We start from the raw sequence: 15,569 nt of genomic DNA, 5'->3' as shown, positions 1-15,569 counted from the left end.
CGCCGCGGTTCGAGACGGCGGCCGGAAGGTGCGCCCGTGAAGGTCCTGGTCACCGGGGCCAGCGGGTTCCTCGGGCAGGCCACCGCCGCAGCCGTGCGGGACGCCGGGCACGAGGTCCGGACCTTCCAGCGCCGTCCCTCCGGGGTCTCGGGCGTGCAGGACGTCGCCGGGACGATGACGGACGACGCTGCGATCGCCCGCGCGGTCGACGGGGTCGAGGCGGTCGTGCACCTGGCCGCGAAGGTGTCGCTCGCCGGGGACCCGGCCGACTTCGCCCGGGTCAACGTCGAGGGAACCCGCTCACTGCTGGCGGCCGCCCGCGCCGCCGGCGTCGGGCGCTTCGTCTTCGTGTCGTCGCCGTCGGTCGCGCACACCGGTTCGTCGCTCGTCGGGGCCGACGCCGGTCCGGCCGAACCGTCCCGTGCGCGTGGTGACTACGCCCGCACCAAGGCCGCGGCGGAGCTGCTGGCACTCGGTGCCGACGCCCCGGACTTCGCCGTCGTGGCCGTCCGGCCGCACCTGGTGTGGGGTCCGGGGGACACCCAGCTCGTCGGACGGATCGTCGAGCGGGCCCGAGCCGGACGGCTCCCGCTGCTCGACTCCGGCGCTGCGCTCATCGACACGCTCTACGTCGACAACGCCGCGACGGCCATGGTCGCGGCACTCGAACGCGTCACGGACGACGGCGTGCACGGCAACGCCTACGTGGTCACGAACGGTGAGCCCCGACCCGTCGCCGATCTGCTCGCCGGTATCTGCACGGCGTCCGGCGTCCGGCCCCCGCAGTGGCACGTGCCGGCTGCTGTCGCCCGGGCAGCGGGGTCCGTGGTCGAGGCCGTCTGGCGCGTCCGACCGGGCGAGGACGAGCCACCGATGACCCGGTTCCTGGCCGAGCAGCTGTCGACCGCGCACTGGTTCGACCAGCGGCGGACCCGGCAGCACCTCGGGTGGACCCCGTCGGTGTCGATCGACGAGGGGCTCGAGCGACTAGCCGCAGCGGCCGCGCTTCAGGCTTCGTCGGCGGCGACGTAGACCCAGGCCGTCCGACCCGAGGCGAGTGTGACCCGCACGCGCTGGTAGTCGGCGACCTCGTACCCGTCGACCGCGCGGAGCTGCCACTCGTACCCGAGAGCCAGGGCCACCCCTTCGACGACGTCGTCAGGAGCACCGCGGCGCAGGATCGGGTGCTGGTCCGAGCCGCTCGTCCGGATGACGTCCGGGTCGGTGATCGTCACCCGGTCGAGCCGCCAGCCGGGCAGGGAGTCCGGGGTGGTCGGGACATGCTCGCCGAACAGTGACTCCTGCACGAGGGGCTGCTGGAGCGTGCCGTAGGAGAACACCCGCTGGGTCTGGCCGGGCAGGTGCTCGGGTCGCCGGACCGGCTTCGGACCGATCGTCGGGGTCGAGGTCCAGACGAGTGCCCCCGCGAGCCCGGTGAGTCCGAGGTGGAGCAGCCCGACGACGGCGAGGACACTGCCCCACAGGATGCTGCTGGTGTCACCGGGGCACGCGTACTGCAACCCGTCGTCCTCGGCGTCGACGCAGGTGGCTGCGCCGTTGCCGATCCCGACGGCGATGGCGATGATGCCGACGACGAGGCAGACGAGCGCGAACGCGCCGAGACCGATGACCCAGCGCTGGCCGGGGGAGAGACGCTTCACGTCGCGAGGGTAGCGGACCGGAGGCGCGGACCACGCGAGCCGATCGGCTCGCGTGATCCGCGCCTCCGGTCCGGCGACGTCACCCGCAGAACTCCGTCGGCGGCGACTGATCGACCTTGCTCACCCACACCGAGTCCGCCCGGTCGCTGGAGCCGAGCGACGGGCCCCGGAAGCTGACGAACACGCCGTTGATCGTCGTCGTCCAGCCGCCGTAGGGCGAGTCCGACGGCTGGGCGTCGTCGTTGCCGGGCTCCGTGTAGTGGAGGTCGGGGTACGCCGCCCGCAACTCGGCGAGCGTGCTGCCGACCCCGAGTCCCGCAGCCGTCGTGGGGCCGTTGCCCGGAGCGTCCGGGGCGCCGGTTCCGATGGCGAGACTCTGCACCGTGCCGTCGTCCGCCCGGACCACCGTCAGTTCCGGGTAATCCTGCGACCGCCAGAAGGTGACGTTCGGGTTGAGGCAGGGCGCGGGCGTGTAGATCCCGTCCAGGTCGTCCGTCTCGGCGGCGTCCTCCCCGCCGAGCGCGATCGGCCCCACCTCGCTGCCGGAGATCGTCCACGTGTCCGGATCGGACAGCGAGTACGGCGGCCGGGTCGACGTCGGCGTCGGGGTCGGGGTCGGGTTCGCCGTGGGCGTCGGGCCGCCCACGACCGGGGCCCCGGACGAGGTCTCGGTCGGCGACGGCTCGGGTGTCGTCGTCGCGGTGGGGGCGGGGGCGGTGGTGATCGACGTCGGGATGAGGCCGAGCGCGACCCCGCCGCCCGCAGCACCGAGCAGCAGCACCCCGACGACACCGATCGCGATGCCTGCCCGGCGGCCTCGTCGCTTCGGGCGAGGGGTGGCCCGCTCGAGGACGTTCTGCTTCATCGAGACGAGCATGCGCTGCAGGTCGTCTCGCTGGGGAGGTTCAGTGTTCATCGTGCGTCACCGCCTTCCTGAGTCGTCGGCGGGACCGGGAGACCCGCTGGGTGACCGCCCCGACGCTGAGTCCGAGCAGTTGTGCGGCTTCGGCGTAGGAGTACCCCTGCAGCAGGCAGAGTTCGCAGATCCGGCGGTCGGTCTCCGGCAGTGCGGCGATCTCGGCGCGGACCCAGCGGAGCTGCTCGGATGCCTCGGTGGTGTCAGCGGGGGCGGCGAGGTCGAAGGGGAGCTCGTCGCCGGCGTGCTTCTGGTTGCGCCGTCCCAGGTTCTTGGCGTGGTTCCGGCACACCACCAGCAGCCACGGCAGGAGTGTGCCGGTCGGGAGCTGCAGGCCGTCGGCTCGCTGCCAGAGCGTCAGGAACGTGTCCTGGACCAGCTCTTCGACGTCCTGCTTGCTCCCCGCGATCGCCCAGGCGTAGCGGGTCAGCGTCGGCGCGAACCGGTCGAACGCCGTCGCGAGTGCTGCTCTGTCCCCCGAGGCGAGGCGCCGGGCGAGGCCGGCGTCGTCTTCTGCGGTGTTGTCCACGGTGCTCCCTCCACTACGACAATGTCGTGAAGAGGCCGAACATGACACGGATCACGACGCGAGTCGTCCGTGTCGTGATCCATGTGTGATGCGCCGGAGGCGTCAGCGGTGTCGGCGCGTCAGCCGGTGAAGCGGTTCCAGAGGTCGGCGACGATCGGCCAGACGCCACCGGCGCGGTCGGCGGACCCGATGGCGACGAGGACGACCGGGACGATCGTGACGGCGACGGCCACGAGGACGGCGAGCACGACGGCCGAGGCTGCGGTCGCGGTGTGCCGTCGGGTGAAGGCGAGGGCGAGCAGCGCGAGGACGACCAGCGACCCCGCGATCGTGACGAGTGCCACCCGCACGAACGGGAACGGCACGAGTCCCGAGGTGGTCGCCGTGACGCCGCCGAGGAACCCGACGAGGGGCAGGAACGCCCCCAGCGCCGTGCCGAGGACCAGGACCACACCGATGCCCGAGGCGATCCAGACGCCGCGTGGCCGGGGGCGACGGAGCTTCGCCCGGCGGTTCCCGGACCAGGCGGTGGTCACGGCTGCTCTCGGCGGTGCCGGGCGACGTCCGTCTCGGCCGCAGCGGTCTCGGTCTCGGCCGCGTCGGCGGCAGCGGCGGCGGCGTCCTCAGCGGCGTCGGCTGCGTCGGCCGCGGCGTCGGCGGCCTGCTCCGACGCCCGTGCGAGCGACTCGGCGGCGGCGTCACGCACGTCCTCGGTGGTGTCGGCGGCGCTCTCGACGACGCGCTTCGTGGTCTCGGCGGTGGCGTCGGCAGCGCGCTTGGTGGCGTCGGCGGTCGCGTCCGCGGTGCGCTTGGTCACGTCGGCGGTCGCTGCGGCAGCGCGTTTCGTCGCGTCCGCCGTGGTCTCGGCGGCTTGCTCGACGGCGTCGCCGGTGGTCTCGGCAGCCTGCTCGACGGCGTCAGTCGCGACCTCGGTCGCGCGGCCGAGCGGTGACTGCTCGTCGTCGAAGGGGCCGTGCACGTCGAGGACGCGGACGTCCACGCTCGTCGGGAGCTCGGACAGCTGCCGCGTAGCGGCGATCACCTGCTTCCGCACCTCGTCGGCGACGTGCAGCACCGGCTCCGGGTAGCTGACGACGATGGAGACCTGCACGCCGAGCGCGCCGTCGTCCTCGTCGACCTGCACGCCGGCGGCGCCGGCGCTCCGGCCGAGCTGCTTGCGGAGCTGGTCGGCTGCACGGGCGGCGATCCCGCCGAGGTGGTGCACACCGGGCACGCCGAGTGCGGTCTCCGCTGCGGTCCGGGCGACGATCGTGACGGTGCTCGCGTCGTCGGGCAACGGCTCCGTGAGCTCCGCGGGCAGCGCCACCTCGGTGACCTGCGTGTGCGCGTTCGGGTCGTGCTGCATGGTTCTCTCCTCGTTCGGGTTCCGCCGGAACGCATCGGGGCACCCGACTGCGCGAGTGCCCCGAGACGGTACGTACGACCTACTTCTTGAAGACGTCCTTGACGTCCTCGCCGGTCTGCTTCGCGCTCGCGGCGGCCTGGTCCTTCTTGCCCTCGGCGACCTTGGAGTCGTCGTTGGTCAGGTTGCCGACGGCTTCCTTCGCCTTGCCGGCGAGGTCCTGTGCGGCGTTCTTGATCTTGTCGTCGAGTCCCATGACGGGTCCTTTCGTCGGTGGGCGGTGCGCCCGGTGGTGTGGTGGTGGGCCGGGAGGCCCGGGGTGCGTCCGGCTGACGGGTGTCAGTGGACGCGGGTCGACTTCGCGAGCGCGGAGCGGGTACCGCCGGTCAAGTGCACGAGCACCGGGACCGGACGGCCGAGGGTGCGGTCGAGGACCGCGACGGCTCGGTCGACGGCGTCGAGCACGGTGACGGCGTCCCCGCCGCGGCGGACCGCGACACGGATCCGTGCGGCGCGCTGCCGGCGGACGAGGTAGGTGTCGACACGGGAGCCGACCACGTCGCGGACACCCGCGAGTTCGTACTCGAGGACGTCCCGGACGAGTGCGACGTTGATCGTGACGGCGTCGTCGCCCGAGTGCTCCCGCACGGCGACGGACGTGCCGCCACCACCGCGGGTGAAGACCCACACGAGCGACAGGACGATCACGAGGGTCGCGGCCCCGGCGACGATCCACAGCGCGGACGCGGGGACGTCGAGGCTGCGGGGGAGGTCGACGTACGGCTTGACGGCGTCCTGGACGGCGGGCAGCACACCCGCGCCCATCGCGATCCCGATGACGACGGCGACGAGGCCGAGGACGAACAGGATGATCCGGTTGAGGGTCCGGTTGCTCTTGGTCATGCCAGGGTTCCCTTCTCCTCGACCCGGACGCGGACGCGTCGGCCGAAGCGCTCGTCGAGGCCGCTCAGGCGCTCCACGACGGCGGCGCGGACGCTCGCCTCGTCGACCGGCACACCGGTGACGGGGACGATCCGGACCTCGGTGGAACGGCCACGGGCGGTGGCGGAGGCGTTCCCCTCGGGGACACCGGCCGCCATGCCGGCGGCGTTGGCCGCGGTGGAGGCGAGGATGCGGGCGTCGATGACGACGGCACCACGCTCGTGTTCGACGACCGATCGGTGCTGGCGGCCGGGCTTGAGCGCCAGGACGACCAGCACGACGCCGAGGACGACGAGCACACCCGCGATGGCCTCCACGATGGTGACGAACGCGGCGTCCGGGCGGAGCGCGGTGTCGACCACGGTCTGGGGGTCGGCGACGAGCGGCGGGCGGCCTATGGCGCTGAGCACCGACTCGGTGCCGATCCAGGCGGCCACCAGGGCGAGCACCACGAGGGCCACCGCCACTGCGGTGGAGCGGGAGCGGTGCACGCTCCGACGACGGATGCGTCGTTCGACGGAACCGTTGCTCATGATGGCCTCCTAGCGGGCACGGGACTCGTGCTCGCGCACGATCCCGGTGAGTTCGATGTGGGCACTGCCGACGCGGCGTCCGGTCAGGTCGCTCACGCGGCCCTTGACCTGGTCCGCGATCCGGATCGACCCCGAGACGATGTCGTCGCTCGCGGCGATCGGCCCGGTGATGTCGAGCGACAGTGCTCCCGACGCGTCGCCGAGTCCGACGCGCACCCGCTTGGCGGGGGCGCCGAGCCCTTCGGCTGCGACGGCCCGCGCCAGCGAGGTGAGCGCGCGTGCGGTGATCTCGACGCGGCCCGGGACGTCCGGGCCGGCGTTCACCGGGAGCTCCGGCGTCCGGTCAGCACGTCGGTCAGGGCACCGCGGTCGATGCGACCGGTGGCGAGGGCGGCCACGAGGGCCCCGATCGCACCGAACACGATCACGAGCACGAAGCCCCAGAACCCGAACTGCAGTGCCACGACGGCGAGGACTGCGCCGATGAGGGCGCCGATCAGCGTGTTGCTCATGCGACTCGGGCTTCCTTCTTCTCGTCGTCGTTGTCGTCGTCGTCGCCCGGGATGTAGACGTCCTGGACGGTCACGTTGACCTCGGCGACCTCCATGCCGACGATCTGCTCGAGGGCACGGGCGACACCGGAACGGACGCCGTCGGCGACCTGCTGAAGCGACACCGGGTACTCGGCGACGATCACGATGTCCGCGGCGACCTGCTTCTCGCCGACCTCGACCTTGACGCCCTGACCGAAGTCGCGCTGGCCGATGGCGTCGCGGAGGGCGCCGATGGCACGGGCTGCGCCGTTGCCGAGGGAGTGCACGCCGTTGACCTCGCGGGCGGCGATGCCGGCGACCTTCGACACGACGGTGTCGTCGATGACGGTCTTGCCGGTGACGCCGCTGGTGCCGGCGTGCGAGGTGGCACGGGTCGCCGTGGTGGCCGGGGTGGGGGTGATGGTGTCAGCCATGTTCGTTCCTTCCGTTGACCCGCCGGGCGTTCCCAGCGGTTGCTGTTCACGGATGAGACGGGCTGTGGAAGAGATTCGTCACACACGACTTCTCGGATTCGGGTGATGTCCAGGCATCCCCGGAAATCCGGGGATCTGCGTGTACCCCCGGGCTGTTCCGTCGGGCCTTTCAGCCGTTTCCGGCCGCGTCGTTGCGCTCGGCCGCGGCCCGCATGGCTCGCACGCAGGCCATCGGGGACTCGCCGCGCTCCTCGCGGAAGAGCTGCTGCAGCCGTCGGGGGAGCACCCCTGCGGCGGCCGCGATGTCGTCGAGCGTGAGGGGGTCGTCGAGGTGCTGTTCGATGTACGACACCGCACGGCGGACACGCCACGACGCCCTGCCGGCCTCCGGCTGCGCAGCCAGCGACGCGCGTTTCGTCACGGCGGGGTCCTCGCCGAACCGGTTGCGGTAGGTCTCGGCGAACCGACCCGGGTTGGTGAAGCCCCAGCGGCGGGCGATCGCGGCGATGCCGGAGGACACGAGCGGACAGTCAGCCGGGGCGACCGGGCCACCCCGGTCCGCGCGGAGCAGCTCTTCGCGCACACGGTCCAGTCGGTGGTCGCGGAGGAACCGGTGCGGGGTGGTGTCGAGTGTCCGGGCGAAGACGTCCTGCAGCCCGCGCTGGCTCAGTCCGCACGCGGCGGCGATCGTGGGGACCGAAGGGCGTTCGGCGGCGTGCAGCTCGATGAACCGGATCGCGTCGCGGAGCCGGTTCGCCACGGGCACGTCGTCACCCCGGTTGCGGATGGGGAACGTGTCGAGGATGACGACGGCCAGCCGGCGGTTCAGGGCGGTCCGCATCGGTCCGAGCACGCGGTCGTCGACCAGGGCCGGCCCGAGTTCGCGGATCAGGTGCCGCAGCGGTTCACGCCGGGCGACGACCTCGTCCTGCTGGTCGAACAGCAGTGGGCCGTCGGGCAGGCGGTAGCCGAGGTCACGGCCGACGCTGCGCAGGAACCGGTCGGACACGTGCACGCCGTTGTAGACCGTGCCGTCGGACTCGAACCGGTAGGCCTCGGACGCCGAGGCGATGTACGGGCTGCCCGGCTCGACGACGCGGGTGCGGTCGGCGAAGTGCATCTCGAGCCGGCCCTTGGTCAGCCAGAACACCACGTGGTCGTCCCGCACGCCGATGACCCCGCCCCGCCGGCCGCCCTCGGCACGCATGGTGCGCAGCGACAGGTCGTCGTCGCCCACGACCGTGTACTCGTACCGGGTGTCGTCGGTGGCGAAGGTCTCGGATGCGAAGTCCGAGCCGCCGTACTCGGCCGCGAAGATCTCGGAGTAGTCGGAGCCCTCACCGTCGGAGAACCGCAGCCGGCGGAATCCGTTCGTCGTCGAGGGGTCCATGCGCCGATCATGCCACCGGTTGCGCTCGGACGAGATCGGAATACCCTAGGGGGGTACCGTATTGAGAACGGTGGAGGCGGACATGCACGAACACGTCGGGTACATCGGCGACAAGGACGACCTGCTCAAGCGACTCCGTCGCGCCGAGGGGCAGGTGCGCGGCATCGCGCGGATGGTCGAGGACGAGACGTACTGCATCGACGTCCTGACCCAGATCTCGGCGGCGAACCGGGCGCTCGAACGCGTCGCGCTGTCGCTGCTCGAGGACCACCTGGCGCACTGCGTCGCCGAGGCCGTCGCCGAGGGCGGGGACGCCGCCGACGAGAAGGTGCGCGAGGCCAGCCAGGCGATCGCCCGGCTCGTCCGCTCCTGACCCTGACGACCACCACCGAGAAGGAGACACCATGACCACCGAAACGCTGCTCGTCGAGGGCATGACCTGCGACCACTGCGTGATGAGCGTCACCGAGGAACTCACCGAGGTCGACGGGGTGTCGGGCGTCGACGTCCGACTCGTCCCCGGCGGGTCGTCCGAGGTCACCGTCAGCTCCCCGGCACCCGTCGACGCGGACGCCCTCCGCGCCGCCGTCGTCGAGGCGGGGTACGAGGTCGTGCGCTCGTGACCGACCGCACCGTCGAACTCGACATCACCGGGATGACCTGCGCCTCGTGCGCGAACCGCATCGAGCGGAAGCTCGGCAAGCTGCCCGGGGTCACCGCCACGGTCAACTACGCCACCGAGAAGGCGCAGGTGCAGGTCGCCGCGGACGGTACCGCCGACCCCGAGGCGCTCATCGCCGCGGTGGAGTCAGCCGGGTACGGCGCCACGGTGCCGGCCCCGCCCGCCGCTGCTGACGCCGGCCCCGCGGTGGACGAGGACCCGACCGGCCCGCTGCGCCGGCGCCTGGTCGTGTCCGCCGTGCTCGCGGTGCCCGTCGTGGTGCTCTCGATGGTGCCGGCCCTGCAGTTCCCGAACTGGCAGTGGCTCGCCCTGACGCTCGCCGCGCCCGTCGCGGTCTGGGGCGCGCTCCCGTTCCACCGTGCCGCGTGGGTCAACGCCCGGCACGGTGCCGCCACCATGGACACCCTGGTGAGCGTCGGCGTCCTCGCTGCCTTCGGGTGGTCGCTGTACGCCCTGTTCTTCGGCGACGCCGGCACGACCGGCATGCACATGACGTTCTCGTGGTTCGCCACGGACCCCGAGGCCGCCGACCTGTACCTCGAGGTCGCGACGGCCGTGACGGTGTTCATCCTCGCCGGCCGGTACATGGAGGCCCGCGCGAAGACGCAGTCCGGCGCCGCGCTCCGGGCACTGCTCGAACTCGGTGCGAAGGACGCCACCGTCCTGCGTGACGGCGGCGAACACCGCGTGCCCGCCTCGTCCCTCGTCGTGGGTGACGTCGTCGTGGTGCGACCCGGCGAACGGATCCCGAGCGACGGCCTGGTGCAGGACGGCTCCTCGGCCGTCGACCTCAGCACGTTCACCGGTGAGTCCGTGCCGGTCGAGGTCGGCCCGGGCGACCGGGTCACCGGCGCGACGATCAACGTCGGCGGCCGGCTCGTCGTCGCGATCACCCGCGTCGGCGCCGACACCGAGCTCGCCCGGATGGGTCGCCTGGTCGAGGACGCCCAGACCGGCAAGGCCGAGGTGCAGCGCCTGGCCGACCGCGTGTCGGGGGTCTTCGTGCCGATCGTCATCGCGCTCGCCGTGCTGGCCTTCGTCGGCTGGCTCGTGTTCGGCGGTTCGGTCACCGCGGCCTTCACCGCGGCCGTCGCCACCCTGATCATCGCCTGCCCGTGCGCCCTCGGGCTCGCCACGCCCACCGCCCTGCTGGTCGGGACCGGCCGAGGCTCCCAGCTCGGCATCCTGATCGGCGGTCCGCAGGTGCTCGAGCGCACCCGCGGCGTCGACACCGTCGTGCTCGACAAGACCGGCACCGTCACCACGGGGTCGATGACCCTGCGGTCGGTCACCGCCGTCGACGAGACCGAGGACACCGTGCTCCGGCTCGCCGCCGCGGTCGAGGACGGCTCGGAACACCCCGTCGCCCGTGCCGTCACCACCGCGGCCCGTGACCGAGGCGTCGACCTGCCCGAGGCCGAGCAGTTCACCGCGACCGCCGGCGCTGGTGTGCAGGCCGTCGTGGACGGCGACGTCGTCCTGGTCGGCACGACCCGCTGGCTCGCCGACTCGTGGTCGATCACCCTGCCCCCGGTGCTGTCCGGCGCCGTCGACCGCGCCGAGGCCGACGGGGGCACGGCGGTCGTCGTCGCCCGGAACGGCACGGCCCTCGGTGTGGTCGTCGTCGGCGACACGGTGAAGTCCGAGGCCGCTGACGCGATCGCCCGCTTGCGGGCGCTCGGCCTGCACCCGGTGCTGCTCACCGGCGACAACGACGGTGCCGCACGTGCGGTCGCCGCCCGGGTCGGCATCGACGAGGTGCACGCTCGCGCGACCCCGGCGTCGAAGCTCGAGACCGTCCGCCGACTGCAGTCCGAGGGGCGGAGCGTCGCGATGGTCGGCGACGGCGTGAACGACGCAGCGGCGCTGGCCGCGGCCGACCTCGGCATCGCCATGGGGGCCGGCACCGATGCGGCCATCGCGGCGAGCGACATCACGGTGGTGAGCGGCCGGCTCACCGTGGTCGCGGACGCCATCCGGTTGTCGCGCGCGACGCTCGGCGTCATCAAGGGCAACCTGTTCTGGGCGTTCGCGTACAACGTCGCGGCGATCCCGCTCGCGATGGCGGGGCTGCTCAACCCGGTGCTCGCGGGTGCGGCGATGGCGTTCTCGTCGGTCTTCGTCGTGACGAACAGCCTGCGCCTGCGTCGCTTCGCGGCGCAGCCGTGAACCCGGCGAGCCGACCGCAGCCGTGAACCGGGCGAGCCGACCGCAGCCGTGAACCGGGCGAGCCGACCGCAGCCGTGAACCCGGCGAGCAGACCGCAGCCGTGAACCCGGCGAGCCGACCGCAGCCGTGAACGCGACCGGCCGGGAGGCGTGACGCGCGCAGCGAACGCGAGCCGCGCCTCCCGGCCGACTGTGCGCACCACCTGCCGGAGCGCACTACGCTCGAAGACGGTCCGCGACGCAGCGCTGCGTGACCCGCGGGCTGTACGTCTTGAACGTGATCCCCAGGAGGACCGAAGTGACCGAATCCGCTCCCGTCGACCCCACATCGACCGAAGGCTGGAAGAAGCTCGACAGCATCGCTGCCGGCTTCACCCCGGACCTGCGAGGGTGGTTCGACAGCGACCCCGGTCGTGCCGAGCAGTACACCTTCCAGGCGGCCGACCTGACCGTCGACCTGTCCAAGGGCCTGGTGACCGACGAGATCCTCGCCGCGCTGCTGCAGGTCGCGAAGGACACCGGCGTCGCCGAACGCTTCCAGGCGATGCTCGCCGGTGAGCACATCAACGTCACCGAGGACCGCGCCGTGCTGCACACCGCGCTCCGCCGCCCGAAGGCGACCGAGGGCCTCGTGCCGGCGGCACCCCTGACCGTCGACGGCCAGGACGTCGACGCCGACGTGCACGCCACGCTCGACAAGGTCTACGGCTTCGCCGAGCAGGTCCGCAGCGGCGCCTGGACCGGTGTCACCGGCAAGCGCATCGAGACCGTCGTCAACATCGGCATCGGTGGCTCCGACCTCGGCCCGGTCATGGTCTACGAGGCACTCAAGCCCTACGTCCAGCCCGGCCTCGAAGCCCGCTTCGTCTCGAACATCGACCCGGCGGACATCTACGAGAAGACCGCGGACCTGGACCCCGAGACCACGCTCTTCATCGTCGCGTCGAAGACCTTCGGCACGCTCGAGACCCTGACGAACGCGCGTCTCGCCCGCCAGTGGCTGTGGGAGAAGCTCGGCCTGACCGACGCCGCCGACGACGAGAAGAAGAACGCCGTCGCCAAGCACTTCGTCGCCGTCTCCACCGCGCTCGACAAGGTCGAGGCGTTCGGCATCGACCCCGAGAACGCCTTCGGCTTCTGGGACTGGGTGGGCGGCCGCTACTCGGTCGACTCGGCCATCGGCACGAGCGTCGTGATCGCCATCGGCAAGGAGAACTGGGAGCAGTTCCTCGCCGGCTTCCACGCCATCGACGAGCACGTCCGCACCACGCCGCTCGAGCAGAACGTCCCCGTCCTGATGGGCCTGCTCAACGTCTGGTACACGAACTTCCTCGGAGCGCAGAGCCACGCGGTCCTGCCGTACACGCAGTACCTGCACCGCTTCGCCGCGTACCTGCAGCAGCTCACGATGGAGTCGAACGGCAAGCGCGTCCGCTGGGACGGCTCGCCCGTCACCACCGAGACCGGCGAGGTCTTCTGGGGTGAGCCCGGCACGAACGGCCAGCACGCGTTCTACCAGCTCATCCACCAGGGCACCCGCCTGATCCCGGCCGACTTCATCACGGTCGCCAACCCGGCCCGTCCGCTGAAGGACGAGACCGGCGACGGCAAGGGCGTCGCGCCCGGCACCGACGTGCACACGCTGTTCCTGGCGAACTTCTTCGCGCAGACCAAGGCGCTCGCGTTCGGCAAGAGCGCCGACGAGGTCCGCGCCGAGGGCACCACGGACGAAGGCATCGTCGCGGCGCGCACGTTCCCCGGCAACAAGCCGACCACGTCGATCATCGCGCCGGAGCTCACCCCGAGCGTCCTCGGCCAGCTCATCGCCCTGTACGAGCACATCGTGTTCACCGAGGGCACGATCTGGGGCATCGACTCGTTCGACCAGTGGGGTGTGGAGCTCGGCAAGCAGCTGGCGCTGCAGGTCACGCCGGCCGTCGAGGGCGACCAGGCCGCGCTCGACGCGCAGGACCCGTCGACCAAGGCGCTCATCGCGAAGTACCTGGAGCTGCGGAAGTAGCGCACGCCCCCACCTGACGGACGGGAGGCCCGTGGCGGATTCGCCACGGGCCTCCCGTCCGTCGTGTGCGTGCGCTGGCCGCGGGGCGGACGCCGGGCCGGTTTCGCGGTCAGCGACACCTCACGCGCGCGCTGGCCCGTGAGGTGTCGCCCAGCGCGAAACGCGCCTGCCGCCGCGCCCCGTCACCGCGCCGGACGGTCCGCCGGTGTCGGTCGGAGCGGCTACGGTCGAGGGCATGGAGCGTTCGGAGATCCTCGCCGCGGCTGCCGCCGCGCACGCCGCCCGCATCGCAGCGGCCGGTGGTGACGACGTCGCAGCGCGTGAACGGGCCGACAGCGTCCGACGACGTGCCGACGGGCTCACCGACCGGTACGACACCGTCGAGGGCACGGACGGCGAGTCCGACGCCCGCGACGCCGCTCGCCGACGCGCAGGCGAGGCGGACCGCGCGGCCTCGCGCACCGAGGGCGTGCTGTCGGACTGGCACCGGATGGGCACCCGTCGTGGCGTCACCCCCGACGCCCAGGTCCGCACGGCCTGGACCGTGACCGGGGTCCCCGAGCGCGGTGACGCCCGAGCGCTCGCGAACGTGCTGCTCTCCACCGCGGGGCACGCCGGACGCGTCGCCGACGCCGCACGACGCAACCCCGCCCTGTCCGGTGCCGCGAGTGCCGCCGCCCGACGGACCGTGCGCCGCTACACCGACCACGGTGCCGACATGGCCTCGTTGGGGGACGTCCTGGGCGAGGGCCCCGTCGACGACGAGCGCTGAACCTGATCCGCAGATTGGACCGCTCCCGTCCTCATCAGGCCTTCTGTGGACCGATCCAAACGACCTGACGACAGAATGTCCAATTGACAGGACATGGAATCGGGTTACGATCGGTCCACGCGATGAAGCGCGATCACCGACGAAGGAGTCACCGAATGGTCGACATCAAACCGACAGCCCCGACTGTCGCACTGCCCCCGTTGGGGACCGGGCCGCACCGCCGACGACTCGGCGTGCTGGCCCTCGTCGCCACGTTCGGCGGGTTGCTCTTCGGGTACGACACCGGTGTCATCAACGGTGCCCTGAACCCGATGAAGGCGGAGCTCGGCCTCACGAACTTCACCGAGGGCGTGGTCACCAGCTCGCTGCTCTTCGGCGCCGCGATCGGCGCCATGCTCGGCGGCCGCATCGCCGACGGCTGGGGTCGTCGCAAGACCATCATCCTGCTCGCCGTCACGTTCTTCGTCGGCACGCTGATCTGCGTGTTCGCGCCGACGTTCGAGGTCATCGTCGTCGGTCGTGTGCTCCTCGGCCTCGCGGTGGGTGGCGCGTCCACGGTGGTGCCGGTGTTCCTCGCCGAACTCGCGCCGTACGAGATCCGCGGGTCGCTGTCCGGCCGCAACGAGCTCATGATCGTGATCGGTCAGCTCGCCGCGTTCGTGGTCAACGCGATCATCGGCAACGTGTGGGGTGAGGGCAACGGCGTGTGGCGCGTCATGCTGGCCGTCTGTGCGCTCCCCGCGATCGCGCTGTTCGTCGGGATGCTCCGGGTGCCGGAGTCGCCGCGGTGGCTCGCGTCGAAGGACCGCTACGACGAGGCGCTCTCGGTCCTCGAGCAGGTCCGGACCACCGATCGGGCCCGTGCCGAGCTCGACGACATCAAGCGGAGCAACGACCTCGAAGCGAAGGTCGAGCGCGTCAGCGGTTGGCACACGCTGCGCGGGAACAAGTGGCTCATCCGCATCGTGCTCATCGGTGCCGGGCTCGGCGTCGCGCAGCAGCTCACCGGCATCAACTCGATCATGTACTACGGCCAGACCGTGCTCATCGAGTCCGGGTTCCAGGCGTCGGCAGCCCTCATCGCGAACATCGCCCCCGGCGTGATCGCCGTGGTCGGTGGCGTCATCGCGCTGTACAACATGGAGAAGATCAACCGCCGCACGACGCTGATCCTCGGGTTCACGCTGACGACGATCTGCCACTTCCTCATCGGCATCGCGTCGGTGGCGCTGCCCGAGGGCAACCCGGCTCGCCCGTGGGTCATCCTGTTCCTGGTCGTCGCGTTCGTCGGCTCGATGCAGACCTTCCTCAACATCGCGGTGTGGGTCGTGCTGTCCGAGATCTTCCCCACCCAGATCCGTGCGCTCGGCATGGGCATCTCGGTGTTCTGCCTCTGGATCGCGAACGCGTTCCTCGGGCTGTACTTCCCGACGATCGTCGCAGCGACCGGCATCACCGGGACCTTCTTCGGGTTCGGGGTCGTCGGGCTGCTGGCGCTGCTCTTCATCTGGAAGTTCGTGCCGGAGAGCCGCGGTCGCACCCTCGAAGAGGTCGAAGAGGGCGTCACCACCGGCAACATCTTCACCGTCCCCGTGAAGGCGTCGCGCCGCTAGTCCGCACCACGCC

The 15,569-nt window shown here is 71.8% G+C and carries 19 protein-coding genes; 7 read left to right on the top strand and 12 right to left on the bottom strand.

Annotated features, from left to right (window positions below; all coding sequences use genetic code 11):
- Nucleotides 1-36 precede the first annotated feature (36 nt).
- Nucleotides 37-1,032: an NAD-dependent epimerase/dehydratase family protein gene (locus ORG17_RS14495; protein ID WP_214527458.1), complete on the top strand. Its 996-nt coding sequence runs from the start codon at nucleotides 37-39 to the stop codon at nucleotides 1,030-1,032.
- Here the strand turns inward: ORG17_RS14495 and ORG17_RS14490 are convergent.
- The 12 genes from ORG17_RS14490 to ORG17_RS14435 all read right to left on the bottom strand — a co-directional run bounded on the left by ORG17_RS14490 (nucleotide 1,008) and on the right by ORG17_RS14435 (nucleotide 8,301).
- Nucleotides 1,008-1,661, bottom strand: a complete 654-nt coding sequence (locus ORG17_RS14490) for a gamma-glutamylcyclotransferase family protein (RefSeq protein ID WP_301565321.1) — start codon at nucleotides 1,659-1,661, stop codon at nucleotides 1,008-1,010. The two genes, ORG17_RS14495 and ORG17_RS14490, sit on opposite strands and share 25 nt — an antisense overlap.
- Before the next feature lie 79 nt (nucleotides 1,662-1,740).
- Nucleotides 1,741-2,577 (bottom strand): hypothetical protein, encoded by an 837-nt coding sequence (locus ORG17_RS14485; protein ID WP_214527457.1) that lies wholly within the window; start codon nucleotides 2,575-2,577, stop codon nucleotides 1,741-1,743.
- Nucleotides 2,567-3,106 carry an RNA polymerase sigma factor gene (locus ORG17_RS14480; RefSeq protein WP_110860933.1) on the bottom strand — a complete coding sequence of 180 codons (540 nt, stop codon included), beginning with the start codon at nucleotides 3,104-3,106 and terminating at the stop codon, nucleotides 2,567-2,569. The genes ORG17_RS14485 and ORG17_RS14480 overlap by 11 nt, the downstream gene beginning before the upstream one ends.
- 119 nt (nucleotides 3,107-3,225) lie before the next feature.
- Nucleotides 3,226-3,642 carry an MFS transporter permease gene (locus ORG17_RS14475; protein ID WP_214527456.1) on the bottom strand — a complete coding sequence of 139 codons (417 nt, stop codon included), beginning with the start codon at nucleotides 3,640-3,642 and terminating at the stop codon, nucleotides 3,226-3,228.
- Entirely contained in the window at nucleotides 3,639-4,472 is an 834-nt protein-coding gene (locus ORG17_RS14470) for an Asp23/Gls24 family envelope stress response protein (protein WP_214527455.1), read from the bottom strand. Before ORG17_RS14470 ends, ORG17_RS14475 begins: the two co-directional genes overlap by 4 nt.
- Nucleotides 4,473-4,551: 79 nt before the next feature.
- Nucleotides 4,552-4,725, bottom strand: coding sequence for a CsbD family protein (locus ORG17_RS14465; protein ID WP_071246087.1), 174 nt, complete (start codon nucleotides 4,723-4,725; stop codon nucleotides 4,552-4,554).
- Nucleotides 4,726-4,808: 83 nt separating this feature from the next.
- Nucleotides 4,809-5,372 (bottom strand): Asp23/Gls24 family envelope stress response protein, encoded by a 564-nt coding sequence (locus tag ORG17_RS14460; protein ID WP_214527454.1) that lies wholly within the window; start codon nucleotides 5,370-5,372, stop codon nucleotides 4,809-4,811.
- Nucleotides 5,369-5,944: a DUF6286 domain-containing protein gene (locus tag ORG17_RS14455; RefSeq protein ID WP_214527453.1), complete on the bottom strand. Its 576-nt coding sequence runs from the start codon at nucleotides 5,942-5,944 to the stop codon at nucleotides 5,369-5,371. Before ORG17_RS14455 ends, ORG17_RS14460 begins: the two co-directional genes overlap by 4 nt.
- A gap of 9 nt (nucleotides 5,945-5,953) precedes the next feature.
- Nucleotides 5,954-6,268, bottom strand: coding sequence for a hypothetical protein (locus tag ORG17_RS14450; RefSeq protein WP_017885411.1), 315 nt, complete (start codon nucleotides 6,266-6,268; stop codon nucleotides 5,954-5,956).
- Nucleotides 6,265-6,456, bottom strand: a complete 192-nt coding sequence (locus ORG17_RS14445; RefSeq protein ID WP_017885412.1) for a DUF2273 domain-containing protein — start codon at nucleotides 6,454-6,456, stop codon at nucleotides 6,265-6,267. The genes ORG17_RS14450 and ORG17_RS14445 overlap by 4 nt, the downstream gene beginning before the upstream one ends.
- Nucleotides 6,453-6,911 carry an Asp23/Gls24 family envelope stress response protein gene (locus ORG17_RS14440; RefSeq protein ID WP_027465999.1) on the bottom strand — a complete coding sequence of 153 codons (459 nt, stop codon included), beginning with the start codon at nucleotides 6,909-6,911 and terminating at the stop codon, nucleotides 6,453-6,455. Before ORG17_RS14440 ends, ORG17_RS14445 begins: the two co-directional genes overlap by 4 nt.
- Nucleotides 6,912-7,080: 169 nt before the next feature.
- Nucleotides 7,081-8,301, bottom strand: coding sequence for a helix-turn-helix domain-containing protein (locus ORG17_RS14435; protein ID WP_214527452.1), 1,221 nt, complete (start codon nucleotides 8,299-8,301; stop codon nucleotides 7,081-7,083).
- Between the two features lie 82 nt (nucleotides 8,302-8,383).
- Here ORG17_RS14435 and ORG17_RS14430 point away from each other — a divergent pair, with 82 nt between their 5' ends.
- From ORG17_RS14430 to ORG17_RS14405, 6 genes are all read left to right on the top strand, one after another.
- The gene (locus tag ORG17_RS14430) at nucleotides 8,384-8,674 is read left to right on the top strand and encodes a metal-sensitive transcriptional regulator (RefSeq protein ID WP_027466001.1); all 291 of its coding nucleotides are present in this window, start codon (nucleotides 8,384-8,386) and stop codon (nucleotides 8,672-8,674) included.
- A 31-nt stretch (nucleotides 8,675-8,705) separates the two neighbouring features.
- Nucleotides 8,706-8,924, top strand: coding sequence for a heavy-metal-associated domain-containing protein (locus tag ORG17_RS14425; RefSeq protein ID WP_214527451.1), 219 nt, complete (start codon nucleotides 8,706-8,708; stop codon nucleotides 8,922-8,924).
- Nucleotides 8,921-11,152 carry a heavy metal translocating P-type ATPase gene (locus ORG17_RS14420; RefSeq protein WP_214527450.1) on the top strand — a complete coding sequence of 744 codons (2,232 nt, stop codon included), beginning with the start codon at nucleotides 8,921-8,923 and terminating at the stop codon, nucleotides 11,150-11,152. Before ORG17_RS14425 ends, ORG17_RS14420 begins: the two co-directional genes overlap by 4 nt.
- Before the next feature lie 297 nt (nucleotides 11,153-11,449).
- Nucleotides 11,450-13,171: a glucose-6-phosphate isomerase gene (pgi, locus tag ORG17_RS14415; RefSeq protein ID WP_071246100.1), complete on the top strand. Its 1,722-nt coding sequence runs from the start codon at nucleotides 11,450-11,452 to the stop codon at nucleotides 13,169-13,171.
- Between the two features lie 235 nt (nucleotides 13,172-13,406).
- On the top strand, nucleotides 13,407-13,943 hold the full coding sequence (locus ORG17_RS14410) for a hypothetical protein (protein WP_111058055.1): 537 nt from the start codon (nucleotides 13,407-13,409) through the stop codon (nucleotides 13,941-13,943).
- A gap of 155 nt (nucleotides 13,944-14,098) precedes the next feature.
- Entirely contained in the window at nucleotides 14,099-15,556 is a 1,458-nt protein-coding gene (locus ORG17_RS14405) for a sugar porter family MFS transporter (protein ID WP_111047300.1), read from the top strand.
- Nucleotides 15,557-15,569 lie beyond the last annotated feature (13 nt).

Origin of the sequence: Curtobacterium flaccumfaciens pv. betae (assembly GCF_026241855.1) — a bacterium.
Taxonomy (GTDB): Bacteria; Actinomycetota; Actinomycetes; order Actinomycetales; family Microbacteriaceae; genus Curtobacterium; species Curtobacterium flaccumfaciens.
This window is presented reverse-complemented; position numbering and strand designations above follow the sequence as displayed.

What these genes read in the sequence shown, in the direction of transcription:
- ORG17_RS14485 (WP_214527457.1), bottom strand. Translation starts at nt 2,577, where the DNA reads ATGAACACTGAACCTCCCCAGCGAGACGACCTGCAGCGCATGCTCGTC.
- ORG17_RS14470 (WP_214527455.1), bottom strand. Translation starts at nt 4,472, where the DNA reads ATGCAGCACGACCCGAACGCGCACACGCAGGTCACCGAGGTGGCGCTG.
- ORG17_RS14465 (WP_071246087.1), bottom strand. Translation starts at nt 4,725, where the DNA reads ATGGGACTCGACGACAAGATCAAGAACGCCGCACAGGACCTCGCCGGC.
- ORG17_RS14460 (WP_214527454.1), bottom strand. Translation starts at nt 5,372, where the DNA reads ATGACCAAGAGCAACCGGACCCTCAACCGGATCATCCTGTTCGTCCTC.
- ORG17_RS14455 (WP_214527453.1), bottom strand. Translation starts at nt 5,944, where the DNA reads ATGAGCAACGGTTCCGTCGAACGACGCATCCGTCGTCGGAGCGTGCAC.
- ORG17_RS14445 (WP_017885412.1), bottom strand. Translation starts at nt 6,456, where the DNA reads ATGAGCAACACGCTGATCGGCGCCCTCATCGGCGCAGTCCTCGCCGTC.
- ORG17_RS14440 (WP_027465999.1), bottom strand. Translation starts at nt 6,911, where the DNA reads ATGGCTGACACCATCACCCCCACCCCGGCCACCACGGCGACCCGTGCC.
- ORG17_RS14435 (WP_214527452.1), bottom strand. Translation starts at nt 8,301, where the DNA reads ATGGACCCCTCGACGACGAACGGATTCCGCCGGCTGCGGTTCTCCGAC.
- ORG17_RS14430 (WP_027466001.1), top strand. Translation starts at nt 8,384, where the DNA reads ATGCACGAACACGTCGGGTACATCGGCGACAAGGACGACCTGCTCAAG.
- ORG17_RS14425 (WP_214527451.1), top strand. Translation starts at nt 8,706, where the DNA reads ATGACCACCGAAACGCTGCTCGTCGAGGGCATGACCTGCGACCACTGC.
- ORG17_RS14410 (WP_111058055.1), top strand. Translation starts at nt 13,407, where the DNA reads ATGGAGCGTTCGGAGATCCTCGCCGCGGCTGCCGCCGCGCACGCCGCC.
- ORG17_RS14405 (WP_111047300.1), top strand. Translation starts at nt 14,099, where the DNA reads ATGGTCGACATCAAACCGACAGCCCCGACTGTCGCACTGCCCCCGTTG.